The 23,182-nt window shown below is 66.9% G+C and carries 22 protein-coding genes; 11 read left to right on the top strand and 11 right to left on the bottom strand.

Features of this window, described 5'->3' with window-relative positions; translation table 11 throughout:
* Position 1: 1 nt before the first annotated feature.
* From ABZ004_RS24040 to ABZ004_RS24030, 3 genes are all read left to right on the top strand, one after another.
* Positions 2-1,669 carry a carboxylesterase/lipase family protein gene (locus tag ABZ004_RS24040; RefSeq protein WP_355682927.1) on the top strand — a complete coding sequence of 556 codons (1,668 nt, stop codon included), beginning with the start codon at positions 2-4 and terminating at the stop codon, positions 1,667-1,669.
* A gap of 104 nt (positions 1,670-1,773) precedes the next feature.
* Positions 1,774-3,318, top strand: coding sequence for an amino acid permease (locus ABZ004_RS24035; protein ID WP_355682926.1), 1,545 nt, complete (start codon positions 1,774-1,776; stop codon positions 3,316-3,318).
* A 249-nt stretch (positions 3,319-3,567) separates the two neighbouring features.
* Positions 3,568-6,342, top strand: a complete 2,775-nt coding sequence (locus ABZ004_RS24030) for an AAA family ATPase (RefSeq protein WP_355682924.1) — start codon at positions 3,568-3,570, stop codon at positions 6,340-6,342.
* 31 nt (positions 6,343-6,373) lie between these two features.
* Here the strand turns inward: ABZ004_RS24030 and ABZ004_RS24025 are convergent, their stop codons facing one another.
* Genes ABZ004_RS24025 through ABZ004_RS24015 form a run of 3 tightly spaced genes read right to left on the bottom strand, consistent with a single transcriptional unit; the run spans position 6,374 to position 8,959 of the window.
* Positions 6,374-7,189, bottom strand: coding sequence for a hypothetical protein (locus tag ABZ004_RS24025; protein WP_355682922.1), 816 nt, complete (start codon positions 7,187-7,189; stop codon positions 6,374-6,376).
* A gap of 16 nt (positions 7,190-7,205) precedes the next feature.
* Positions 7,206-7,547, bottom strand: a complete 342-nt coding sequence (locus tag ABZ004_RS24020) for a hypothetical protein (protein WP_355682920.1) — start codon at positions 7,545-7,547, stop codon at positions 7,206-7,208.
* Complete coding sequence (locus tag ABZ004_RS24015) at positions 7,547-8,959, bottom strand: hypothetical protein (RefSeq protein ID WP_355682919.1); 1,413 nt, start codon at positions 8,957-8,959, stop codon at positions 7,547-7,549. Before ABZ004_RS24015 ends, ABZ004_RS24020 begins: the two co-directional genes overlap by 1 nt.
* A gap of 489 nt (positions 8,960-9,448) precedes the next feature.
* Between ABZ004_RS24015 and ABZ004_RS24010 the strand changes: the two genes are divergently transcribed.
* Positions 9,449-11,530 (top strand): DUF222 domain-containing protein, encoded by a 2,082-nt coding sequence (locus ABZ004_RS24010; RefSeq protein ID WP_355682917.1) that lies wholly within the window; start codon positions 9,449-9,451, stop codon positions 11,528-11,530.
* Positions 11,531-11,683: 153 nt separating this feature from the next.
* Positions 11,684-11,911 carry a hypothetical protein gene (locus ABZ004_RS24005; protein ID WP_355682915.1) on the top strand — a complete coding sequence of 76 codons (228 nt, stop codon included), beginning with the start codon at positions 11,684-11,686 and terminating at the stop codon, positions 11,909-11,911.
* A gap of 468 nt (positions 11,912-12,379) precedes the next feature.
* Here the strand turns inward: ABZ004_RS24005 and ABZ004_RS24000 are convergent, their stop codons facing one another.
* Positions 12,380-12,625, bottom strand: a complete 246-nt coding sequence (locus ABZ004_RS24000) for a hypothetical protein (protein ID WP_355682913.1) — start codon at positions 12,623-12,625, stop codon at positions 12,380-12,382.
* A gap of 495 nt (positions 12,626-13,120) precedes the next feature.
* Between ABZ004_RS24000 and ABZ004_RS23995 the strand changes: the two genes are divergently transcribed.
* Positions 13,121-13,297, top strand: coding sequence for a hypothetical protein (locus ABZ004_RS23995; RefSeq protein WP_355682912.1), 177 nt, complete (start codon positions 13,121-13,123; stop codon positions 13,295-13,297).
* Between the two features lie 407 nt (positions 13,298-13,704).
* On the opposite strand, the gene ABZ004_RS23990 is transcribed toward ABZ004_RS23995, so the two are convergent.
* Entirely contained in the window at positions 13,705-14,286 is a 582-nt protein-coding gene (locus tag ABZ004_RS23990) for a TetR/AcrR family transcriptional regulator (protein WP_355682911.1), read from the bottom strand.
* A 56-nt stretch (positions 14,287-14,342) separates the two neighbouring features.
* Between ABZ004_RS23990 and ABZ004_RS23985 the strand changes: the two genes are divergently transcribed.
* Together ABZ004_RS23985 and ABZ004_RS23980 are read left to right on the top strand one after the other, a co-directional pair.
* Complete coding sequence (locus ABZ004_RS23985; protein ID WP_355682910.1) at positions 14,343-15,068, top strand: SDR family oxidoreductase; 726 nt, start codon at positions 14,343-14,345, stop codon at positions 15,066-15,068.
* A gap of 38 nt (positions 15,069-15,106) precedes the next feature.
* Positions 15,107-15,328, top strand: coding sequence for a hypothetical protein (locus ABZ004_RS23980; RefSeq protein ID WP_355682908.1), 222 nt, complete (start codon positions 15,107-15,109; stop codon positions 15,326-15,328).
* On the opposite strand, the gene ABZ004_RS23975 is transcribed toward ABZ004_RS23980, so the two are convergent.
* Positions 15,318-16,109, bottom strand: a complete 792-nt coding sequence (locus ABZ004_RS23975; protein ID WP_355682906.1) for an AraC family transcriptional regulator — start codon at positions 16,107-16,109, stop codon at positions 15,318-15,320. The two genes, ABZ004_RS23980 and ABZ004_RS23975, sit on opposite strands and share 11 nt — an antisense overlap.
* Positions 16,110-16,182: 73 nt before the next feature.
* Between ABZ004_RS23975 and ABZ004_RS23970 the strand changes: the two genes are divergently transcribed.
* Positions 16,183-17,013 (top strand): M55 family metallopeptidase, encoded by an 831-nt coding sequence (locus ABZ004_RS23970; protein ID WP_355682904.1) that lies wholly within the window; start codon positions 16,183-16,185, stop codon positions 17,011-17,013.
* Between the two features lie 72 nt (positions 17,014-17,085).
* Complete coding sequence (locus tag ABZ004_RS23965; RefSeq protein WP_355682902.1) at positions 17,086-17,505, top strand: DUF2000 domain-containing protein; 420 nt, start codon at positions 17,086-17,088, stop codon at positions 17,503-17,505.
* Here the strand turns inward: ABZ004_RS23965 and ABZ004_RS23960 are convergent.
* Genes ABZ004_RS23960 through sdhC form a run of 5 tightly spaced genes read right to left on the bottom strand, consistent with a single transcriptional unit; the run spans position 17,502 to position 21,988 of the window.
* Positions 17,502-18,620, bottom strand: coding sequence for a hypothetical protein (locus ABZ004_RS23960; protein WP_355682901.1), 1,119 nt, complete (start codon positions 18,618-18,620; stop codon positions 17,502-17,504). The genes ABZ004_RS23965 and ABZ004_RS23960 overlap by 4 nt on opposite strands.
* Positions 18,621-18,679: 59 nt before the next feature.
* Positions 18,680-19,384: a succinate dehydrogenase iron-sulfur subunit gene (locus tag ABZ004_RS23955; RefSeq protein ID WP_355682899.1), complete on the bottom strand. Its 705-nt coding sequence runs from the start codon at positions 19,382-19,384 to the stop codon at positions 18,680-18,682.
* Entirely contained in the window at positions 19,384-21,126 is a 1,743-nt protein-coding gene (sdhA, locus tag ABZ004_RS23950) for a succinate dehydrogenase flavoprotein subunit (RefSeq protein WP_355682897.1), read from the bottom strand. The genes ABZ004_RS23955 and sdhA overlap by 1 nt, the downstream gene beginning before the upstream one ends.
* Before the next feature lie 12 nt (positions 21,127-21,138).
* Positions 21,139-21,594: a succinate dehydrogenase hydrophobic membrane anchor subunit gene (locus ABZ004_RS23945; protein ID WP_355682895.1), complete on the bottom strand. Its 456-nt coding sequence runs from the start codon at positions 21,592-21,594 to the stop codon at positions 21,139-21,141.
* Positions 21,595-21,598: 4 nt separating this feature from the next.
* Positions 21,599-21,988, bottom strand: a complete 390-nt coding sequence (gene sdhC, locus ABZ004_RS23940; RefSeq protein ID WP_355682893.1) for a succinate dehydrogenase, cytochrome b556 subunit — start codon at positions 21,986-21,988, stop codon at positions 21,599-21,601.
* Positions 21,989-22,364: 376 nt separating this feature from the next.
* Here sdhC and ABZ004_RS23935 point away from each other — a divergent pair, with 376 nt between their 5' ends.
* Positions 22,365-23,180 (top strand): MBL fold metallo-hydrolase, encoded by an 816-nt coding sequence (locus ABZ004_RS23935; protein WP_355682892.1) that lies wholly within the window; start codon positions 22,365-22,367, stop codon positions 23,178-23,180.
* Positions 23,181-23,182 lie beyond the last annotated feature (2 nt).

Here is a 23,182-nt window from a genome sequence, read left to right as displayed (position 1 = left end):
CATGGAACAGCAGAATCACCACGACGGATCGAGTCGGCGACGACTCCGGCCCGGCCTCTCCCGCCGAGTCGGAGCACTGCTGACAACGGCAGTGCTCGCGAGTTCGGCCGCGCTCTGGGGCGGAACGGCCGAAGGCGCGACGAGCACCCCCGGTACGCCGTACGCGAGTACCGTCGTCGCGACGGACGCCGGCGTCGTACGCGGCAGGCTCACCGCGGAGGCCCGGCTCTTCCAGGGAATTCCGTACGCCGCACCGCCCGAGCACAAGCTCCGCTGGGCGTCACCGCAACGGGCCGCGTCCTGGCCTGGCATCCGGGACGCCACCAAGCCCGGAAATCGCTGCCCCCAGGCCGAAGGGCTGATCGACGAACCCAGCATCACCGAGGACTGTCTCTACCTCAATGTCACCACCCCACGCGCCAGCGGCGCACGCAAGCTGCCGGTCATGGTGTGGATCCACGGCAACGGCTTCATCAACGGAGCCGCCAGCCTGTACGACGCGCAGCGGTTGGCGAACAGCGGCCAGGTCGTCGTGGTCAGCCCCAACTACCGGCTGGGCATCTTCGGCTTCCTCGCGCACCCGGCGCTGGACCACGGCGGTGCTCGCCACCTCTCCGGGAATTTCGGCCTCGAAGACCAGCAGGCAGCGTTGCGCTGGGTCCGGCGCAACGCAGCGGCGTTCGGCGGCGATCCGGGCAATGTCACGATCTTCGGCGAATCCGCCGGCGGCACCAGTGTCTGTTCTCATCTGGTCGCGCCGGCCTCGAAAGGGCTGTTCCAGAAGGCGATCCTGCAGAGCGCTGAGTGCACCGGCCGCAACTGGTCGCCCGGACCGCCGACCTGGTTCCCGCTGCCACGCTCCGAGCGCGAGCAGCACGGCCTCGAGGTTGCGGCCGAACTCGGCTGCTCCGACCCGGCCGGCGCGGCGGCCTGCCTGCGCGACCTTGACCCGGAGGAGCTCATCAAGTGGTCTGACGTCGGAATCGGTTCAGGACCGGCGGTCGGCGGTGGTGTGCTGCCGCTCAGCCCGGATCGTGCCTTCGCAACCGGCCGCTTCAACCACGTGCCGATCATCCAGGGGATCACGCGCGATGAGCATCGCTTGTTCACCGCGGCCATCGAAACAGCAATCCAGCAGGTGACGACGCCCGCCAGTTACCGCGCAGAAATCCACACCTTGTTCGACCAGCCGGACGCCGAACGGGTCCTTGCCCGCTACCCCGTCAGTAAGTTCCATTCGGCCGGTGAGGCCTTGTCGGCCGTCGTCACCGACTGGGCCTGGGGCTGCCCGGTCCTTGATCGAGATCGAGCACTCGCCGCATGGACGCCGCTGTATGCGTACGAGTTCGCCGACGAGACTGCGCCGTGGTTCAGCACTCTTCCGAAGCCCAACTTCCCGACCGGTGCCTTCCACGGCGCCGAACTGCAGTACCTCTTCACCGACGCGCAACTCCCCGGCCCGCGCACTCCCGCGCAGAAGCAACTTTCGGCGACGATGATCCGCTACTGGTCGCAGTTCGCCTACACCGGGAACCCGAACGGTCCGGGTCAGCCGCGGTGGCAGCCGTTCCGGCACAAGGATCACGTCCAGTCACTTGCCGCGGGCGAAATCGCCCCGGTCGACCTGGCCAAGGAACACCAGTGCGGCTTCTGGGGCTCAATTGCTTGACACGGTCTGGCTCTGGTGACTCAATTGAGGCCTTAAAGGTCTGCCTGAAGACCATTGGTTTCCGATCGCGCCGTCACTCCGCCAGCAGGACCGAGGAGGCCCTCGTGAGCAACGACCAGACCGACGGAGGCGTGGGAAGTCCCACGCTGAGTGAGGACGAGAAACGCCTGCACCAGCTGGGGTATGCGCAGGAGCTGTCCCGGACGATGTCCGGTTTCTCGAACTTCGCCGTCTCCTTCACCATCATCTCGATCCTGTCCGGCTGTCTGACTTTGTACGGCTTCGGCCTCAACACCGGTGGCCCGGTGATGATCGTCTGGGGCTGGCCGGTGGTCGGCCTGATGACGCTGCTGGTCGGCCTGGCGATGGCCGAGGTGTGTTCCAGCTTCCCGACCGCAGGCGGCCTGTACTACTGGTCGGCCAAACTGGCGCCGTCGAACGGGGCGGCCTGGTCCTGGTTCACCGGCTGGTTCAACTTCCTCGGTCAGGTGGCGGTCACCGCGGGCATCGACTTCGGTGCGGCCTTCTTCCTGAACGCCCTGCTGGACCTGCAGTTCGGCTTCTCCGCCACACCGGGACACACGATTCTGCTGTTCGGGCTGATCCTGCTGGTGCACGCACTGCTGAACTCGGTCGGCGTCAAGCTGGTTGCCAGGCTCAACGATGTCAGCGTCTGGTGGCACATCGTCGGCGTGCTGTTCATCGTTGTCGTGCTCGCATTCGTGCCCGACCATCACCAGTCGGCCGGCTTCGTCTTCGGCCACTTCGTCAACAACACCGGCTGGGGTTCCACCTTCTACGTCGCGATGCTCGGGCTGCTGCTCGCGCAGTACACGTTCACCGGCTACGACGCCTCGGCGCACATGACCGAGGAGACGCACGACGCGGCGCGCTCCGGGCCGCGCGGCATCGTGATGTCGATCCTGGTCTCGCTGGTGGCCGGCTGGGTGCTGCTGATCGGCCTCACGTTCGCGATCCAGAGCTATGACAGTGCGACCGGCACCGACACCGGCGTACCGCCCGCGCAGATCTTCATCGACGCGGTCGGCTCGTCGATGGCCAAGGTCCTGCTGGTCGTCGTGGTCGGCGCGCAACTGTTCTGCGGGATGTCGTCGGTGACGGCGAACTCGCGGATGATCTACGCGTTCTCCCGCGACGGTGCGCTGCCGGGGTCGAACTTCTGGCACAAGATCAATCCGAAGACGCGCACACCCACCAACGCGATCTGGCTCGCCGCGGTCGGCGCCTTCCTGCTCGGCCTGCCGTATCTGTGGAACGCGACGGCGTACGCCGCGGTCACCTCGATCGCGGTGATCGGGCTGTACATCGCCTACGTGATCCCGACCCTGCTCCGGCTGCTCCAGGGCGACCGGTTCGTCCGCGGCCCGTGGCACCTCGGCCGCTGGAGCAAGCCGATCGGTGTGGTCGCGATCGTCTGGGTCGTCTTCATCACGATCCTGTTCATGCTGCCACAGGTCAGCCCGGTCAGTGGGAGCACCTTCAACTACACGCCGATCGCCGTCCTGGTCGTGCTCGGATTCGCCGGGATCTGGTGGCTGGCCTCGGCCCGGAAGTGGTTCACCGGACCGAAGGTGCAGGGCTCCGAGGAGGAACTGGCCGCGATCGAGCGCGATCTCGAGTCGATCTAGCCGCGTTCCGGAGTACGGGACTGCTGTTCGTTACCGCCCGGGCCGCCACATACTTGTGGCGGCCCGGGCGGCTTTCGGCGTGATTCCGGGCGACACGCCGGTTCGATGCGCATTTGTGAGCTTGGGCACGCAGGAACAGATAGGTAACGAGGGGATGGCCGGAGTATCTCTATATGTGACACTCGCCGTGTCCACTGGCACTCGACTGTGATGTCGGCGAATGTAATCCTTCGGGGAGAATGTTGATCGATGACTGACGACGAGCTGGTCGGGCGCGCCGGACTGGTCGAGCGTGCGAAGAAGCAGCTCGAGACCAGTGGCTCCGTGCTGCTCTACGGACCTACCGGGATCGGGAAGTCCGCGGTCGGCCGTGCGCTGGTCGCCGAGCGCACCAGGGCGGGCTGGCGGATCCTGAGCGCCGCGCCGTCCCAGAGCGAAGCCGGCCTGCCGTACGTCACTCTCCTCGATCTCCTCTCCAACCAGCTCGAGCTGGCCTGGCAGGTGCTGCCCGACCATTTGCGGCAGCCGCTGGAGGTCGCGCTGCTCAAGGCCAGCGCCCCTGACACGGTGCGGGACGAGCTGGCTGTCCGGCTGGCAGTCCTGCACGTACTACGGCGCCTGGCGGCCTCCGGGCCGGTCCTGCTCGTCGTGGACGACATCCAGTGGGTCGACCAGTCCAGCCTCGAAGTACTCACCTTCTGCGCCCGCCGGCTGACCGAAGGCGTGCACATGCTGGCCACCGAGCAGGTGGCCGACGGTGACCTCCCGACCATGGCCGAGGCCTGCCCTGAGCCGGTGCTGCAGCTCGAGGTGCCGCCGCTGGTCGAGGCGGACGTCCTGTCACTCCTCCGCGGACGGCTGTCGAGTCCACTGCCGGTCCGCACGGCGCGCCGCATCTTCACCGCGAGCGCCGGCAGCCCGTTCATGGCACTGGAGCTGGGCCGCGCAGTGCTGCGTCACCCGCAAGGCGTTTCGCCCAACGATCCGCTGCCGGTGTCGAGCCGCTTGAAGACGCTGCTGGGAGACCGGCTCGCCGACCTCAGCCCAGCGACGCACGACGTACTGCTGCACGCCGCCTCGTCGCCGCGGCCGACTACGACCCAACTCAGCCGCGCGCTGGGTCGCGTGATCGATGCCGAGCTCGCCGAGGCCGAGGGATTCGGGCTGATCGACATCGTCGAGCAGCGGCTGCGATTCTCCCACCCCTTGCTCCGGGAGTTCGTGTACGCCGAGGCGACGTCGGCCGCGCGTCGGCAGGCGCACGCCCGGCTCGCCGCTGTGGTGGACGAGCCGGTGGAGAACGCCACGCACCGGGCGCTGGCGACGCAGGAGGCCAATGCGGACCTGGCCGGCACCATCGAGGAGGCGGCGAGCGTCGCGGGCGGGCGGGGTGCTCTTGGCGCTGCTGCGACGCTGTGGCGACTTGCTGCCGAACGTACGCCGCCGGATCGGCAGGACGACCGGGCTCGGCGGCTGACTCGAGCCGCGGACGATGCAGCCGCCGCTGGGCACCTGGTGGAATCAGCGGAGATGGCGCGACTCGCCGTACAGGCTGCTACTCGGCCAGAGACGAAGGTGACTGCGCTACTGCTCCTGGTCGAAACTGCCTGGCCTGAGAAGGACCAGCGACTCGACCTGCTCAATCAGGCGTTCGAGGTGGCCACGGGTGATGGCCGGCTTGAGGCACGGGTGCGGATTGCCCGTAGTACGAGCGCGTACTTCGACCGGCGGTTCGACGAGGCTCGGGAGGACGCGCAGGTTGCGGAGCGGCTTGCTCGTGCTTGTGGTGATACCGAGGCCGTGGTGGACGCGCTGAGTGCGGCTAGCTCTGTGCAGATCGCTGCTGGTGGAGAGACGACGTCGGATGAGCTGCTGGAGCAAGCGGCCGCACTGTCCGTCGGGTTGCCGCTGACCAAGACCGTTCTGGGTGCGCGGCAGATGGCTGCGATGCGGGAGCTGTTCCGTGGGCGCAACCAAGAGGCGATCGATGCGATCAGCGCGCTGGTGGACGAGGTCCGTGCCGGTGGTGCGGTGCGATGGTTGGCGTCGGCGCTGCTGTCGGCGACTGCGATCTACGAACGCAGCGGACGAGGTGCTGATGCGCTTGCCGCCGGCCACGAGTGCTACCAGTTGCTGCAGGACATCGGCGACGAGCCGGAGGTCGGTCTGGTCATCGCCTGCCGCGCCGAATGGGCCGGCGGGTCGGTGACGATGGCGCGCGAGCTCGCCGAGGCTGCTCTCGAAGGCGTTCGCGTGGTCGGCAACGACGAATGGATGGGCCCGGCGCTGGCGGGGATGGGACTGGTCGCAGTACTGGCCGGTGACCCGCAGCGGGCGGTCGAGGCGTTCGACGCGATCGCCGAATGTGGCGAGGGCGCGATGCCGTTCGACCCCGCGGTGATTCCTTGGCACGCGGACTATGCCGAGGCGCTGGTGGCCGCCGGCCGGCTGGACGACGCGGCCCGGTTGATCGCGGAGATCCGGGCGCGGGCGGATCTCCTGGATCGTCAGGTGATCCAGATCGGCCTGGCCCGCTCCGAGGCTCTCCTGATCGCCAAGCAGGGCGACCCTGCGGCCGCACTCGACCTGCTGGAGAAGACAGTCGCCGGTGCCGGCGACCGGGTCTACCCCCTAGACATCGCCCGCTGCGAGCTGACCCGCGGCCGGGTCGCCCGCCAGGCCCGCCGCCGCTCGGTCGCCCGCACCGCCTTCCTCGACGCGATCGAACAGTTCGAGGCCTACGGCGCCCCCGCCTGGCGCGAGGTCGCCGAAACCGAACTGGCCCGCCTGGACGTCCCCAGCCGCAGCCGCCAACCATCGGAACTGACCGACAACGAACAACAGATCGTCGCCATGGTCCGAGACGGCTCCACCAACCGCGAGATCGCCGCCGCCCTCTACCTCAGCGTCAAAGCAGTCGAATCCCAACTCACCCGCCTCTACCGCCGCTTCGGCGTAGCCAACCGAACCCAACTCCTCCGCACAGTAGACCGAGGCCCCGGCCCAGACCTATCCCCCCGCTAGCCCGCTTGCGCAGCCACCCCCGGTGTGGGAATCAGCAGGGGTCGAAGGTGGCTTTGTAGGTCTTGGGGGCCTTGTCGATCAGGAGGGCCGGGGATCGACCCTTCAGGAATTTGCCTACCGCCCAGCGGGTGCAGGTTTGACTCTTGGGTCCGTCTGCTGCGTCTTGGTTGCTGGTGAACGTGACGCTGGCCAGCAGGCGGCCGTCGGCTGTGGGCGTGAGGGCCTGGACGACGACCTCGGAATTGACGGTGGAGCGAAAGCCCGTGGCGAAATCGGGGCGGGTCAGCAGGGCTTGCGCTGCGCGAGTTTGCTGGGCCTGGTATGTCAGATAGTCGTGATCGTTGATGGCTCTGTAGTAGGTGGTCAGCAGTTCGATGACAGCCGATGCGGCGGGGTTTTGGGCTGCCTCGGGGGTGATCGAGACCAGTTCGTTGCCCAGTGTCGGTTCGGGAGTCGGCGTGGGGTCCGGGGTCGGCTCGAAAGTCGGTTCGGTCGTCACGTACTCCGTCGGCGGGGGCGACCAAGTCGGGGCTTCCTCGGAGGTGGGGTTGCCCTCGGCGGGGACGACATATCCGTTCGAGTCGAGCTTGGACCCGAAGATGCGAGAGTCGGAGTCTTCGATCGTGCCGTTCACGGAGTGCACGATCAGCGCATTCAGGCCGATGATTACCAGTGTTACGGCGACGGCGAGGGCCACGGTGGCACCGACGTACCAGCCCTGTCCGTAGCTGGCTGGGGCTTCGGTAGAACGGGTGGGATGGGATTCTTCGAAGCCGGCTTCGCAGTGGGTGCAGTAATTGGCCGACTCCGCGCGGCGGGTGCCGCAGACGGTGCAGTAGACAGACATCAGTCCCCCCGGACAGTTACAGGATTGCGCTGACCGCTTGCTGGACCGCGGTCACCGCGCCGCCGATCGAGGCGATCGACTTGGCTCCGGACGCGATCAGTTCCAGCAGACGTAGTACCGAGTTCTTGTCGGGTTCTTCCTTCCACAGTTCGTGATCAGCCAGCTCGGCCATCGGCACGGTCTGCTCAGGCAGGTCCGTCTCGGCGCGCAGCAGCTCGAGGAGCTGCGTCATCTGGGCGCGGGCGTCGGTAAGTGAGTCCGACGTGGCGGAGATGTTCGTCGCGGTCGCGTGGTCGCCGGCCGCCATCGCGCCGGCCTCAACCTTTCCGCCCGTGACATTGATCCCGTAGTTCTTCATCAGTGCCTTTCCACTGCTACGTTGACGCCTTGCTTGGCCGCGTTGGCGACCTTGGAGATCATGGCTGTCGCTCGTGACCCGGTACCGGCGGCGATGCTGCCCGCGGTGATGGAGCCGCCTCCCGCAACCCATACGCCGGAGTTTTGGATGACCGTCTGGCGTTGGGTCAGCTCGGCGACGTCGATGCCCTTGGATTCGAGAAACTCGGTGAGCGACTGGAACAGTCGCTTGTCGATCACCTTCGTGTACCAGTCGTGGTCGAGCTGCTGGAAGTACCGCTGGTACCACCTGTCGCTGACCGTCTCGCGCGGGCTGACAGGGGCGCCGTGGTCGAACCGGAGCGCGTTGAGGATCTCTCGCTTCTGCCTGGTCCGTTGGTGCTCGTCCGCCGCCGGGCCGAACAGGTGGGCGGCCGTCGCGAGGGGTGCCCGGAACAAGTGGCCCGGCGTCCGTCGCAGCGCTCGGCCGCCGATCCGCAATGCCTGGCCGGCGGTCGGTTCAGGCAGCAGCCGGTCGACCTCCTGGAACTCGTCCCGTACCGGGGTGAGCACGAAATGGCTGGCCTCGACGAACAGTTCGTGGGGCGTCACAACGAAGCGCAAGAAGGTCGAATGAACCAGTTGTCCGTGCCAGCCGCTGACCGTGATGCACAGGTACGGGCGGGCCCGGTCCTCGGACTCGACCATCAGACTGCGCAGCAGCGCGGGATCGACGGCCGTCACCGGCGCTCCGACCTGCTCGGGCAGGAACCGGAGGTCGTCGCGGATGTCGCGGCCGTCGACGAAGACGCGGTCGGTCATCGTGACCGTGCCGGTCCGCAGGTCGCGCAGCTGGTCGCGGACGAAGTCGTGGACCTCCAGGGCGGTGAAGCTCTCGACCTCTCGACCCTCCTCTGCCGCCTGATCGGTGTCGAGGACGATGGACCAGGCGTCGACGAGCTTCCCACTGCCGACGAAGGGCCGGAAAGCGCTGTAGACGCTGACGTTTCCTTGCCGGGCCTCGGCGATCTTGACGAGTCGCCGGCGTTGCTCGGCGTTGTATGGCCGCGACATCTGGTCCGGCTTGAACCGTGCCGGATGCAGCTCGTGTGCGACCACGCCGTACGTCGCCACCAGCGTCTCGCCAAAGACGACCACCCAGCAGAGCGCTGTTGCCAGCACGAAGGCGAGTGGCCGCGCGGTGTAGAGGGCCCACACCCCGACGAAAAACAGCAGCGTCAGCAGGAGATCGCGGACGAACTGCCGTTTCTGAGCCTCGATGGCGTGCAGAACGACCGGCACCAGATCGACGTCAGGCGAGGACGGCGGAGCCTTGTATCTCTCGTCCAGAACGTCACGAACGACCTGCTTGGCGAGCCGGCTGTCCAGCTGGACAGCCGCGCACAGGTAACGGGTGGCATCCGATGGTGGCATCGTTGCCAGATCTTGTTCTGCGGTCCGCAGTGCTACTCCGCACGTGCCGCAGTAGGTGGCGCTTGCCCGGTTGGCCGCGCCACAGGAATGACAATCCCTCATGGTGGTTCCCCCCAACCGGACCGACGGTACGGCGGTCATCCCGACGGCGTCCAGAGCTCGAACACAATCCGTGACATTGACTCAAACGCTCGACAGTGGCGACCGGCGCAGTCCGAGAGCGTCGGTGCCAACACGCCCGCAGAGCATCCAGAACAGTCTTCGGTCTGTACTGCGGCGGGCTGGAATCGCGGACCAGTCGACCCGCTTCCCAAGGTTCGTCATGCGCGCCCAGGACCATACAACATCGGTACACCAAGTGCCTGGCTTCATCCACAAGCTGCACGTTGCTGTGGACAACTTGGCTGGATCTTGATGCACGTCAATCCCCTTAAAGATAAGGGAATTCTCATTGGAAAACTGTCGGTGGCGGGGTCTAGTGTTGTCGGCATGGACCTCTTGGAGGCGCCGCGTCCGGCGTATATGTTGAGTGGCGAGGAAGCGCTCGCCACTCTCGACGCGTTGCACGCCGAGATGTCGGTCCTGCAGACCTACCGCCTGGAAGTCCTGGCTCGTCTGGACGAAACGGGTCACACCAAGGAAATCAGCGGCCAATCCACCGCCGGGTTCGTCGCGTCGAGACACCGCCTCAATCCACCCGAAACCCAACGCGACCTCAAACTGGCGTTGGCGCTGCCCAAGTACCCGGCCGTGTCGGCCGCCCTGCCCGACGTCTACGCCCCACCCGGCCCCGACCCCGCCATCCAGTACGCCGACCCTTCCGCCGACGTCCAGGCCACGGACATCCTCTCCGATGACGCCGTGCCCGATGACGTTGTGCCCGGTGATGCCGTGTCCGGTGATGCCTTGTCGGCCGATGCCTTGTCCGGTGATGCCGTGTCTGATGGCGTCCTGTCGGATGACCCCGTGGCGGCTGACGGCTTGTCTGGTGATGAGTTGCCGGTGTTGCTGCACCCGAGTCAGGCCGAAGCGATCGTGGCTGCGTTGGAGGCGGTCCCGGCCGCGGCGATGGTGCCTGTCGAGGACCTGCAGGCCGCCGAGGACCAGATGGTGAAAGCGGCCCGGAACCTGTCCCCGTGGGACTTGAAGAAACTCGGCAAACGAGTCCGTGACGTCCTGGACACCGATGGCCCGGAGCCGGCCGAGGACGCCGCCCGGCAGCGTGAAGCGTTGCGGATCACGAACGCGGATCATGGCGTGAAGTTCTCCGGGTTCTTGGCGGCGGAGAATGCTGCACTGTTCAAGACGTCGATCGAGGCCGCCGCGAAGCCCCGCCCGACCCTCGACGGTGAACGCGACCCCCGCACCCTCGAGAAGCGCCAAGCCGACGCCCTGTCCGACACCTTGGCGATCGCTGCGGCGGCGGGTGAGCTCCCCGGCCACGGCGGGATCAAGCCCCACATCACCATCACCATCGACTACGACGAGTTGAAGAACAAAGGCCGTGACGCCACCGGCGACCTCCACTTCGGTGACCGCCTGTCCGCCGCCGCGGTGCGCCGGCTGGCCTGCGACGCCGAAGTCATCCCCGTCGTCCTCGGCTCCGAATCCGAACCCCTCGACGTCGGCCGCGGCCAGCGCTACGTCACCAAAGCCATGTGGCGTGTCCTGGCCCGCCGCGACAAAGGCTGCGTCGTCTGCGGCATGCCACCCCGGTACTCCCACGCCCACCACATCATCCACTGGATCGACGGCGGCCCGACGTCGGTCGAAAACCTCGTGTTCCTGTGCAGTGTTCACCACACCGCCGTTCACCACGGCCACTACACAATCACCATCACCAAGGGCAAAGTCCACGTCACCAGACCGTCCTGGGCCGACCCACCCCGCACCACCGGCCGCAGGGCCTGGTTCACCACACCCCGCACCGGCGCAGCCGCCACCTCCCACACCGGCACCAGCACGACGCCAGGCACCGGCACCAACACGTCGAGCACCGGCACCAGCACGTCGAGCACCGGTACCAGCACGCCCGGCACCGGCACCAGCACGTCGAGCACCGGTGTAGCCGCCAGTTCCCGCGCTACCGGGCCTACCACGCCTGCCACCGGCACAGCTGACAGTTCCCGCGCCAGCGGGTCCACCAGGTCCCGCGCCGGCAGTAGCAACATCGCCAGCACCAGCGCAGCTACTGCCGTCGACTCCAACCGATCCACAGGAGCCGGGTCCGACGGGTCCACCATCGCCGGGTCCGGCGGCGTCAGCACCTCTTTGTCGGGCGGGTCTACTTCCCGGCCTGCCTGGGCCACCACGCCCGCAGCCAGCGGCACATCTCCGGCCGCCTCCCACGCCGGCGACGGATCACCTGCTCTACAAGGCGAAACCACGCGCGCAGACACCACGCAGGCTGCCTTCGGAGTTGGCAACGACCCGTTCTGGGGCGAAGGACCACCAGAACAGACCCTCCGCCCGGTCCGCGCCTTCCCGATGGTCGGCGATCCACCCCCACTGGCAACACACAAGCCTGCCGACTTCGACCCCTGGGGCCTCGAAACCCAAGACACCGGCTAACCACGCCCGCCCCCCTTCGGGTCCGGTGCCCAGCCTGCTTCGGGGTCCCATGGGGTCAACGCTGATCGAGGCGATCGTCAGCGCCGACCTGAAGCGACCGCCGACGGCGCCTCTCGACGTCCGCAGAGATCGGGTTCACGGATACCCGCGACCGTGGCCGACACCGTGGCCGACACCATGACCGCGTCCGGCAACGCGAACGACAACCCGACCGACAACCCGACCGGCAACGCGGACGGCAACGCGAACGGCAACGCGAACGACAACCCGACCGGCAACGCGCGACAACGCGAGCGACAACCTGACCGACGACGCGACGTACACCCGCGACTTCCATCGCTCCTGGTTACCCGCCACATCCGGCCGGGCGCGGCATATTGAGGGCTGCCACGGAGGTCCGGACCTGTCCGGCTACCTCAGGCAACTCGGGTGCGCCCGGCTCAGTTGGTTTGCGTGCCGTGCGGCGGCGGATGCAGGTGGCAATTCCGATTATGTGGGGTGCGACCGGTTTCGCTGATCTCGGAATCCTCGCCGTTCGGGCGACCGCATTCTCCTTGTACAGAACGACGATCGCGGCCGCACAGGCGCACGTACCGGATCCGCCTGACGCGCCGATGGCTGTGCGTCCCACCGGTCGTCAACGTCGGGCGGTTGTCAAGTTCCCTGGTTGCGTGGCGGCGGGTTAGCTGGGAGGGGGGTACGGCGGGCTGGTGAGGACTGGCTTCGGTGGGGTGGTGGGGCGGCGTACAGGCCGAGGATTGCTAGGCCAGCGGGGAGGAGCTCGATGGCGATGATCGCTGGTATTGCTGAGTTGGGCAGGAGGCCCTCACTGAGGTAGGCGAGCCCTGCTCAGCACGCTGCCGCCCCGAGGCTGGTGCCCATCCCTGCTTTGTTGCGTTGAGCAAGGAGAGCCGAGGCGACGATCACGATCGTCAGCACGCCGAGAGCAAGCCCGATGCTGAAGATGAGGATGTAGCCGTGAGGGTCGTCGTCGGGACCGGCCGGGACGGATTCGATGAGGATCGGCTGAGCGATCGTCGTTGCGGCTGTGACAAGAGCGCCGATCTGGTTCGCGGGCCACAGCCATCGGGTCATGCGTACACGCTAGAGCGCCGGCCTCAGCTCGAGACAGTTCCACCGCTCAACCGTCGCCGAAGAGTGTCGTTGACCGTAGGCGGTGCGCTGTGGTCGGGCGTGCGGTGCCCTCCGGCGTGCGGCGCCGCGTCGGGATCGGTCGGACCACGTTCTCGACTAGCTGGAAGCGGCGCGAACGATTGCGGGGGCAGCCGGGTGCACCGCTTGGCGAACAAAGTCGGTCGCGATGGAGGTGGGCCGTCGGTAGCGTGGTGGGTGGGGAAGCCCTTGCGGGAGAGGGATGTGAGGGGAGGGGGAGGGGTGAGGAAGAGGTTGCGGCATCTGTTTGCGGTGGGGCGGACGTGGGTGTGGAGTGCTGAGATTCGATGTGTTCCGGGGGAAGGGGACTGTTTTCGGGGGATTCGGGTGCGGGTTTGGGGGGCTGGGAAGAACGGGCGGGTGTTGGAGGCGGACCTGTTGTCGAGGACGCCGTCGGGGCCGTGGGGTGCGTGCGCGATGGATGGTGCGTATCCGACGAGGGAGGATGTGCGCGCGGTTGTGGAGTATGCGCTCGGGCATGGGTGGCAGGCAGACGCGGTGGGCGGGAAGTTTGTGTTGACAGAGCGCGAACATGCGGAGGCGTTCGAGCTCGAGGGGTTTCTGCTGACCGACCAGGAGTCGCGGCCGGCGTGAAGTTCAGCCTGCGTAGATACCGAGGGGCGGCCTAGTGTCCTGAGTCGGAAGTTCGCGCACATCTCCGGCGCCCAGGCACGCACCTCGCGGCACTGGCGAAGCATCCACGATGCTCCGCGTCGAGGACGCTTCTCCAGCACCGCGATGCACGCACCTGGAGCTGAGGCGCGAACTTCCGACTCAGGACACTAGCGGGTACTACGTGGCGCATGCCGTGTTGATCATTGTGAATCTGTTGATCGCGGTGCTCTTGGGTAGGTGGGGATGCCAGGCCTACAAGGCGGAATGACAGTCAGGGTCTGACGAATTGGCCTGGAGAGACGACTAGCCTGCGGCGGGGATGTCCGCGAGACCCGTGGGCACGGTGGCACCGGTGATCAGGATCGTTCGATCCGTGAGCGGTGTCGTCATCGGGCGGTTGGTTGGGTGAGGAGGGTGGTGAGTTCGGTGACGAGGGTGTCGTCGAACTCGGTGGGGAGGATCAGCAAGCGGTACCAGATGACGCCGAAGACTACGTCCACCAAGGTGCTGGTCCGGACGGGCGTGGGGTTGCGGTCGTCGTTGCGGGTGAGGATTGTCGTGAGGGCCGCGCGTCGGTGGTCGACGAAGGTGGCGCGGAAGCGCTCGGCGAAGGCCGAGTTCAGCTGGGCCTCGGCCGCCAGGGCGCGGAGCAGCTCCACCACCTGCGGCATCCGCCCCCACCGCAGAGATGTCGTCAGGAACTGGCGCAGGTCGGACTCCAGGGCGCCGGTATCGGGGATCGGGATGTTCACCTCCACCTTGTGCAGCAGCGCCTCCATGACGACATCAGCCTTGGTCGGCCACCAGCGGTAGACCGTCTGCTTGCCGACCCCGGATTCCCGGGCGATCCGCTCGATCGACAACGCGGCGTACCCGTCGGTTCCGATGATCTGAATCGCGGCCGCGAGGACCGCCTGCCGGCTGACCTCACTGCGCGCCCGGCCCCGGGTAGCCCTTTGCCTTTCCATGATCAGCAGCATACTCTAAACATTACGAACCGTCTCGTATTGAATTGGAGCTCGTGATGAATGCAGTTGATGGCAAGACGGCGCTGGTCGTCGGTGGGTCCTCCGGAATCGGACTGGAAACGGCGCGGCAGTTGGCCGCCCGGAACTACACGGTGCACATCGTCGGCAGGGCAGCCGAGAGACTGTCCAAGGCGGCCGGCGAGGTGCCAGGGCTGGTGACCCATCAGGCAGATGCAGGCGACAAGGCGGCGATCACCGCACTGGCCTCGACGCTCGGTCGGGTGGAGGTCCTCGTGGTGACTGTCAGCGGCTCGGAAGGCGTCGGCGCATTCGCTGACCTGGATCTGACGATGCTGCGGCGAGCCTTCGACGCCAAGTTCTGGGCGCACGTGACGACGATTCAGGCTGTCCTGCCCTTCTTGGCGCCCCAGGCATCGGTCACGCTCGTCGGCGCCATCACGGCCCGCGCAGGGATGGCCGGTACGGCGGGGATCGGTGCCCTCAACGCCGCGGTCGAAGCGCTCGTCAAACCCTTGGCGGTGGAGCTCGCGCCGCGCCGGGTCAACGCGGTCTCACCAGGCCTCGTCGATACCCCTTGGTGGGAAGGCATGCCCGAAGCCGATCGGGTCGCCTACTTCGACCATGCCGCCAGCGTGCTACCGGCCGGGCAGATCGCGACGGCATCCCACATCGCCGAAGCCGTCGTCCTGGCCGCAACCAACCCGAACCTCACCGGCACAGTCATCGAATCGGATGCCGGCGCACGGCTGGTCAGTATCTGACCGACACGGGCCACCGATCAGTTGCGTAGCCTGGCGGGGTGAAACTCGAACGCAAGCACGCACTCGTGCTCATCGGCATTGCGGTCTGGAACGTTGTCACCTATGTGACGTTCATCAAGAACCTGGCCGGTACCGAAGGGCGCCCGACCGGGTACTACGTGGCGCATACCGTGTTGATCATCGTGAACCTGGTGATCGCAGCTGTGCTGGGGACCTGGGGTTATCGGGCGCTCAGGGCGGACAAGAAGGTCAAGGTCTGACGAACTGGCCTGGGGTGACGCCTAGCATTCGGCGGAAGTGGCGGGTTAGGTGGGACTGGTCGTAGAAGCCTGCCAGGGTTGCTACTTCGGCGGGTGGGCGGCCTTCCAGGAGGTAGCGGCGGGCCAGGTCTACTCGGCGGCCGGTGAGGTAGCGGTGTGGAGGTAGGCCGTATTCGCGGGTGAAGGCTCGCACCAGGTGGGTGGGGTGCGCGTGGACGAGGAGCGCTGCCTCTTCCAGACCGATCCCCTCGGGGAGGTGGCCGTCCAGGACTTCGCGGAGGCGGGTGGCGACGGTCGGGTCGCGGGGATCGGGCGGAGCGGTCACCTGGCGGCGGAGGTGTTGCTGGAGACGTTCCTCGATCAGGGCGAGGCGGCTCTGCGACTCCAAGGATTCCCGACCGTCAGCCAGTACGTCGTGGAGTTGGTGGATGCGTCGCCGGAGTACGGGATCCACGTACTCCGGACGGTCCACCGCCGCGCCGACCAGACCCGGGCCGAGTCGCGAAGGTTCCAGGTAGAGCACCCGTTTGCGGAAGCCGGACGGGTGGACCGAGCGGCCGTCGTGCGGGACGTGCGGCGGCAGGAGGGAGACCTGGGACTGGGCCAGGCCGTGTTCGCGGTGGTCCAGGTCGTAACGGACGACGCCTTCGTCGACGATCAGGACGGTCCAGGCGTCGTGGGTGTGGCTCGGGTACGCATGCGACGGGAAGTAGGCATGCAGTACTTCGACGACACCGCTGATGCCGGGTCGCCAGGCCTTGACCTGCGCACCGCCGTTCACAGTTTTGAACCCACTCTCAAGCTTTTCAGTCTAGAACATACCCTCGAAGCCAACGTGGAGAGGCGGAGCCGGCTTGAAGGTCTACATCAGTGCGGACATGGAAGGCATCACCGGGCTGGTCGACGCGGAGGACGTCCAGCCGCCGGGCCGCGATTACGAGCGCGGCCGGGTGATGATGACCGAGGACGTGAACGCGGCCGTCCGCGGCGCCTACCAGGCCGGCGCCACCGAGGTACTGGTCAACGACGCCCACGGCCCGATGCGGAACCTCCTCCCCGACCTGCTCGATCCCCGCGCGGCACTGATCAAGGGCCGTCCGAAGCCGATGGGCATGATGGAGGGCCTGACCCCCGGGTACGACGCCGCGCTCTGCATCGGCTTCCACGCGCGCTCCGGGATCCTCGGCGTCCTCAGCCACAGCTTCATGGGTCACGAGATCGAGGACATCTGGCTCGACGATCGCCCGGTCGGCGAGATCGGTCTCTTCCACACGACGGCTGCCGCGTACGGCGTACCGGTGGTGCTGCTGACCGGCGATGACGCAGCCTGTGGCGAGATGACTGCTTGGGACCCAGAGATTGCGACGGTCCCGGTCAAATTCGCCAAGGACCGCTTCGCCGCGCAGCTCGTCCCGGTCGCCGAAGCCAGGGCCGCCATCGAGACCACGACCCAGGCCGCCCTCCGCGCCTCGAACACGGTGCCGACCGTCAACAGAACGTCCCACCGACTCGCAGTCCGCTGGCAGAGCGCGTCGGTCGCCTCCCACCTTCCCGCCATCCCCGGAGTCACCCGCACCGACGACCGCACGGTCACCGTCGACGCACCGATGCCCGACCTCTACCGCCTCTTCAACCTCTTCCTCCGCGTAGCCACCGCCCTCACCTCCAACCCGCCCTACTGCTGAAATGGATCATGCCAAGAACGTACAAGCCGTGGGTCCGATCGGGCAGACAATCTTGGGCCTGTGGATGAAGAGATGGAACCGATCAGGTTCGACACCAAAATCGCCGTACTGCTGCGCGACGACCTCCCCACTTGGCAGCGGTTGAACGTCACCGCTTTCCTGGTGAGCGGGATCGCCGCCATGCACCCCGAGACGATCGGCGAGCCGTACGAGGACGCCGACGGTACGCCGTACCTGCCGATGTTCCGCCAGCCCGTGCTGGTGTTCGAGGGCTCCAAGGAGTTCATGGCGACCGCGCACGCCCGCGTGCTGAGCCGGGAGATCCCGCACTCCGTCTTCACCCAGGATCTCTTTGCCACCGGCAATGATCGCGACAATCGGGCCGCCGTGAGAGCAGTAGAACAAGCCGAACTGGACCTCGTCGGCCTAGCCCTCTTCGGACCGAAGAACGCGGTGGACAAGGCGCTCAAGGGCGCGAAGATGCATCACTAACGTGGTTCGAACGAATCCCACGTCATCCCCCAGTCGCGGCTGAGCGCGACGGTCGAGACGGAGTCGATCCCGTAGAGATAGGTCCCGTAGCCACTGAGCGAGCCGACGTCGGGCGCCTCCCCGGCCGCCTCGACCCGGCCGTCGGTGTCGACCACGTACGTCGTCGGCCCGCGGGCGCCGGGCCGCCGGGCGACCATGATCGTGGTGCCGTCGCTGAACGGCATCGCGCCGCTGACCTGGGCCGGCGGAGCGGCGATCTGCTGCCAGCTCCGGCCGGCATCCAGCGACCGCTCCATCGTCCGGGTGGAGCCGTCCGCGGCCGGGATCACGGCGACCGCGGCCTGACCGTCGAAGCTGGTCGAGACGGTACCGGCGCCGTCCGCCGCGCCCGACCTGACCAGCTTGTGCCGTTGCCAGGTGCGTCCGCCGTTCTCCGTCCAGGCGACCTGGGCGCCACCGCCGGGAGCATCGGCGAGCAACCACCAGCGGTCGAAATTGGACACCCCGCGCACCGGGAGCCGCGGATGGCGAAGATCAGCCGGCACCTTCAGCGTTCGCAACGAACCTTCGAAGGGGTTCAGCACGGTCAGCTCCTCCGTGCCGGTGAGCTGTCCAAGGATCTCGCCGGACGTGAACGTGCTACTCGGTGCCGCATAGGCCAGCGGCCGCAACTGTCGGCCGTCACCCGAAAGCTGCATGAGGAACGACTGCTTCCACGTCGGATCGGCGCCGCTGAGTGGCGAAGTCTTCGGAGCCAGTACGGCGATCGTCGTGTCTCCGTTCGGCACGACCGAGACCGGGCGATCGCTGATCGGGGTGTCCGCGGTCAACCCCGCGATGTTCACCCGCGCGGCGTACCGGCACGGAGTGGGAGTGCAGCTCGACCACGACGAGGCCCAGAAGTTCCCGGCCACCGCCGCGAAGCCCTCGAGGGTCGCATCCGCCGCCGTGATCACGGCGGCGCCGCCAGCCGGCGTCGGTGTCGGTGTCGGCGCCGGCGGCTCCGGCTCGTCCTGCCGAACCTCCGGGACCAGCACGGCCAGTACTGCGATGCCGGCAACCACGACCGCCCCGGCACCACCGAGTACCCAGCGGCTGTGCTCCTGATCTGCCATCGGTCCTCCCCAGTGTCACCACGATAGTGACAACCGGGGAGGGCCACAGGCCCGGAGAGTCAGACCCGGCGGAAGATCAGGGCTCGTTTGACCTCTTGGATGGCCTTGGTGACCTCGATACCGCGCGGGCAGGCCTCGGTGCAGTTGAAGGTGGTCCGGCAGCGCCAGACGCCCTCCTTGTCGTTCAGGATCTCCAACCGCTGCTCGGTGCCTTCGTCGCGGCTGTCGAAGATGAACCGGTGCGCGCCGACGATCGCCTGCGGACCGAAGTACTGGCCGTCGGACCAGAACACCGGGCAGGACGTCGTGCAGGCGGCGCAGAGGATGCACTTGGTGGTGTCGTCGAACCGTTCCCGGTCGTGCTGGGACTGGATCCGCTCTCTGGTCGGCTCGTGCCCGCTGGTGACCAGGAACGGCATGATCGAGCGGTACGCGTCGAAGAACGGCTCCATGTCGACGACCAGGTCCTTGAGCACCGGCAGGCCCTTGATGGGCTCGACGGTGATCTCCTTCTCCGGGTTCAGGTCCTTGATCAGCGTCTTGCAGGCCAGCCGGTTGCGGCCGTTGATCCGCATCGCATCCGAACCGCAGACCCCGTGCGCGCAGGACCGGCGGAACGTCAGCGTGCCGTCCTGCTCCCACTTGATCTTGTGCAGTGCGTCGAGCACCCGGTCGCCGGGGTTGAGCGAAACGGTGTAGGTCTTCCACTCGGCCTCGTCGAGCACCTCGGGGTTGTACCGAAGGATCTTGACGTGTGCGTCCATCAGTACTTCCGCTCCATCGGCTTGTAGCGAGTCTGGACGACCGGCTTGTAGTCCAGCCGGATATTGACGTTGCCCTCGGCATCGACCGACCGGTAGGCCATCGTGTGCCGCATGAAGTTCACGTCGTCACGCTTGTCGTAGTCCTCACGGAAGTGCCCGCCCCGCGACTCCTTGCGGGCCAGCGCCGAGACCACCAGGACTTCGGCGAGGTCGAGCAGGAAGCCCAGCTCGACCGCCTCGAGCAGATCGGTGTTGAACCGTTTCCCCTTGTCCTGCACGGAAACCTGGGCGAATCGTTGCTTCAGGCCCTCGATATCAGTCAGCGCCTGCTTCAGCGAACCCTCGGTCCGGTAGACCTGCGCGTTGATGTCCATCGTGGCCTGCAGGTCGGTCCGGATCGCCGCCACCCGCTCCCCGCCGGTGGCGTTCCGCATCCCCTCGATCAGCTCGACGACAAACGCCTCAGGCTCGGCGGGAAGCTCTTCGAAAGAAGCAGTAGCGGCGTACTCCGCGGCCGCGATCCCCGCGCGCCGCCCGAACACGTTGATGTCGAGCAGCGAGTTCGTCCCGAGCCGGTTCGCACCGTGCACCGAGACGCAGGCGACCTCGCCCGCGGCGTACAGGCCGGGGATCACGTCGTCGTTGTTGGCCAGCGCCTCGCCCTGGATGTTGGTCGGGATGCCGCCCATCGCGTAGTGCGCGGTCGGGAACACCGGGATCTGTTCGGTGTAGGGCTCGACGCCCAGATAGGTCCGGGCGAACTCGGTGATGTCCGGCAGCTTCGCGTCGATGTGCGCGGGCTCCAGATGGGTCAGGTCGAGCATCACGTACGCACCGTCCGGCCCACAACCACGGCCTTCCCGTACTTCGTTCGCCATCGCCCGGGCCACCATGTCGCGCGGCGCGAGGTCCTTCACGGTCGGCGCGTAGCGCTCCATGAACCGCTCGTTGTCCTTGTTCCGCAGGATTCCGCCCTCACCACGAGCGGCCTCCGACAGCAGTACGCCGAGACCCGCCAGGCCGGTCGGGTGGAACTGGAAGAACTCCATGTCCTCCAGCGGCAGGCCCTTGCGCCAGACGATGCCCATCCCGTCACCGGTCAGGGTGTGCGCGTTCGAGGTGGTCCGGAAGACCTTGCCGAAGCCGCCGGAGGCGAACACGATCGACTTGGCGCTGAAGATGTGCAGCTCACCGGTGGCCAGTTCGTAGGCGACCACACCGGTCGCCTTGCCGCCGACCATCAGCAGGTCGAGCACGTAGAACTCGTTGAAGAACTCGACGTTCTGCTTGATGCACTGCTGGTACAGCGTCTGCAGGATCATGTGGCCGGTACGGTCCGCGGCGAAGCAGGACCGGCGTACGACGGCCTCGCCGTGGTTGCGGGTGTGCCCACCGAAGAAGCGCTGGTCGATCTTGCCCTCGGCCGTCCGGTTGAACGGCAGCCCCATCTTCTCCAGGTCGAGCACCGCGTCGACGGCCTCGCGGCACATCACCTCGGCCGCGTCCTGGTCGACCAGGAAGTCACCACCCTTGACCGTGTCGAAGGTGTGCCACTCCCAGTTGTCCTCCTCGACGTTGGCCAGCGCGGCGCACATGCCGCCCTGGGCCGCGCCGGTGTGCGACCGGGTCGGGTAGAGCTTGGTGAGTACTGCGGTCCGGGTGCGCTTGCTGGACTCCAGGGCGGCGCGCATACCCGCTCCACCCGCGCCGACGATGACCACGTCGTACTGATGCCGCTGCATATCTAGGGTTCCTTACTTGCAGACCGTCAGCGTGGAGCTGGGGTCCAGGCAGGGATCGAAGGTGAAGATGACCAGGGTGCCGAGCACGACGATCACGATCGCCGCGGTGATCAGCAGGGCCTTCAGCCAGAACCTGGTCTGGTCCTTCTCGGCGTAGTCGTTGACGATCGTGCGCATCCCGTTGGTGCCGTGCAGCATCGCCAGCCAGAGCATCAGCAGGTCCCAGACCTGCCAGAGCGGGTTGGCCCACTTGCCGGCCACGAACCCGAAGTCCAGTGCGGTGATCCCGCCGCCGAGCATCAGGTTGGTGAACAGGTGGCCGAGCACCAGCACCACCAGCGCGAGGCCGGACAGCCGCATGAACAACCAGCTGTACAGCTCGAAGTTGGTCTGTCCGGAGCGATTGCGCCCGCCGCCCTTCAGCGACCGGCCGCGACTCGACGACCGCGGTTCTACGATCTCCGTCATTCGCTCAGCCTCCGAAGACGTGCGAGAGATGGCGGATGACGAACGGCACGAACAGGACGACCCAGAGGACGCCGACGCCGATCATCAACTTGCGCTGGTTGCGCGGGCCCTTGGCCCAGAAGTCCACCAGGATCAGCCGGATGCCGTTGAAGGCGTGGAACAGGATCGCTCCGACCAGGCCGACCTCCATCAACCCGACGACCGGGTTCTTGTAGGTCCCGATCACCTCGTTGTAGGCCTCCGGGGAGACCCGGACCAGGGCGGTGTCGAGGACGTGCACCAGGAGGAAGAAGAAGATCCCGACCCCGGTGATCCGGTGCGCGACCCACGACCACATGCCTTCGTGGCCGCGATAGAGCGTGCCGGGGGGAATGATGCGCGGTTTGCTGGGCAAACCGATCCTCCGATCGGACGACAGACCAGAGCCGGGGACCACGGCGGCTCCGGGGCGGCCAGAGCGATCAGTCGGCACCGGATGGCGCTGTCAGGACCGGGGTGGCAAAGGGGCCGTAGTCGGCTCGGCCCGGCAGGTGACCAGGCCGTTCTTGATGCTATCGCTGCGCTGCACCGGTTCAGGACCGCTCTCGTGTGACTTCCCTCTCTGAGCGCGCCGGCAGCCACTCTCCGTGATCACCTGCCAGCAGCACCCTCCCCCGCCCCGAGCGAAGCGAGGGCGTTCTTTCCGTTCCTGAACTCGACGTAGCGGTTTGACTTCAACTGCTCTTGAACTGGTTCGGTCTTAGCGTTGACCTGAAGAGAGGGGATTACCGATGAGTTTCTGGATTTGTGAGACCTGCGCGGTGGAGCATTCCGAGCAGGTCGAGGTGTGTGCGATCTGCGCCGACGAGCGGCAGTGGGTGCCCGCCGACGGGCAGCACTGGACGACGCTCGAGGAGCTGTCCGCCGCCGGGTACAAGGTGGACGTCAAGGAGGTCGAGCCTGACCTGTACGGCGTGACGTCGGCCCCGAGCGCCGGGATCGGCCAGCAGTCGATGCTGGTCCGGACGGCCGAGGGCAACCTGCTCTGGGACCCGATCGGCTACCTCGACGACGACGCGGTCGAGCAGGTCCGCGTGCTCGGCGAGGTGAAGGCGATCATCGCGAGCCACCCGCACATGTACGGCGTACAGGTCGAGTGGAGTCACCGGCTGGGCGGCGTACCGGTCTATGTGTCCGAGGCGGACGCCGAGTGGGTGGCTCGGCAGGACCCGGTGATCAAGACCTGGTCCGGCACGCTCGACCTGCTGCCGGGCGTGACGCTGATCCAGCCGGGCGGGCACTTCCCCGGCAGCGCTGTCGTGCACTGGGCAGAAGGTGCCGAGGGCAAGGGAGTGATCCTGGCGGGCGACACGATCTTCGCCAACCCGGACCGGGCGTCGGTCAGTTTCATGCGCAGCTACCCGAACCGGATTCCGTTGTCAGGCGCGGTCGTCGACCGGGTCGCCAAGGCGCTGGACGTCTTCAACTACGACCGCCTGTACGGCAACTTCGGCGCGTCCATCCCTACAGACGCACGCACCGTCGTACGCCGCTCAGCCGACCGCCATGCAGCTTGGGCTCGTGGCGATTTCGATCACCTGACCTGAAA

Source organism: Kribbella sp. NPDC006257 (assembly GCF_040613535.1).
In the GTDB taxonomy this organism is placed as follows: domain Bacteria; phylum Actinomycetota; class Actinomycetes; order Propionibacteriales; family Kribbellaceae; genus Kribbella.
Note: the sequence above shows the minus strand (reverse complement) of the source record. Positions and strands in the feature narration are given on the sequence as shown.

Excerpts from the sequence above, each read along its gene's own strand:
- ABZ004_RS24015 (WP_355682919.1), bottom strand. The coding sequence starts at position 8,959 with ATGCCACCATCGGATGCCACCCGTTACCTGTGCGCGGCTGTCCAGCTG.
- sdhA (WP_355682897.1), bottom strand. The coding sequence starts at position 21,126 with ATGCAGCGGCATCAGTACGACGTGGTCATCGTCGGCGCGGGTGGAGCG.
- ABZ004_RS23955 (WP_355682899.1), bottom strand. The coding sequence starts at position 19,384 with ATGGACGCACACGTCAAGATCCTTCGGTACAACCCCGAGGTGCTCGAC.
- ABZ004_RS23965 (WP_355682902.1), top strand. The coding sequence starts at position 17,086 with ATGGAACCGATCAGGTTCGACACCAAAATCGCCGTACTGCTGCGCGAC.
- ABZ004_RS23985 (WP_355682910.1), top strand. The coding sequence starts at position 14,343 with ATGAATGCAGTTGATGGCAAGACGGCGCTGGTCGTCGGTGGGTCCTCC.
- ABZ004_RS24000 (WP_355682913.1), bottom strand. The coding sequence starts at position 12,625 with ATGACCCGATGGCTGTGGCCCGCGAACCAGATCGGCGCTCTTGTCACA.
- ABZ004_RS24010 (WP_355682917.1), top strand. The coding sequence starts at position 9,449 with ATGGACCTCTTGGAGGCGCCGCGTCCGGCGTATATGTTGAGTGGCGAG.
- ABZ004_RS23990 (WP_355682911.1), bottom strand. The coding sequence starts at position 14,286 with ATGGAAAGGCAAAGGGCTACCCGGGGCCGGGCGCGCAGTGAGGTCAGC.
- ABZ004_RS23995 (WP_355682912.1), top strand. The coding sequence starts at position 13,121 with ATGGATGGTGCGTATCCGACGAGGGAGGATGTGCGCGCGGTTGTGGAG.
- ABZ004_RS23960 (WP_355682901.1), bottom strand. The coding sequence starts at position 18,620 with ATGGCAGATCAGGAGCACAGCCGCTGGGTACTCGGTGGTGCCGGGGCG.
- ABZ004_RS23935 (WP_355682892.1), top strand. The coding sequence starts at position 22,365 with ATGAGTTTCTGGATTTGTGAGACCTGCGCGGTGGAGCATTCCGAGCAG.
- ABZ004_RS24030 (WP_355682924.1), top strand. The coding sequence starts at position 3,568 with ATGACTGACGACGAGCTGGTCGGGCGCGCCGGACTGGTCGAGCGTGCG.
- ABZ004_RS24025 (WP_355682922.1), bottom strand. The coding sequence starts at position 7,189 with ATGTCTGTCTACTGCACCGTCTGCGGCACCCGCCGCGCGGAGTCGGCC.
- ABZ004_RS23945 (WP_355682895.1), bottom strand. The coding sequence starts at position 21,594 with ATGACGGAGATCGTAGAACCGCGGTCGTCGAGTCGCGGCCGGTCGCTG.
- ABZ004_RS24040 (WP_355682927.1), top strand. The coding sequence starts at position 2 with ATGGAACAGCAGAATCACCACGACGGATCGAGTCGGCGACGACTCCGG.
- ABZ004_RS24020 (WP_355682920.1), bottom strand. The coding sequence starts at position 7,547 with ATGAAGAACTACGGGATCAATGTCACGGGCGGAAAGGTTGAGGCCGGC.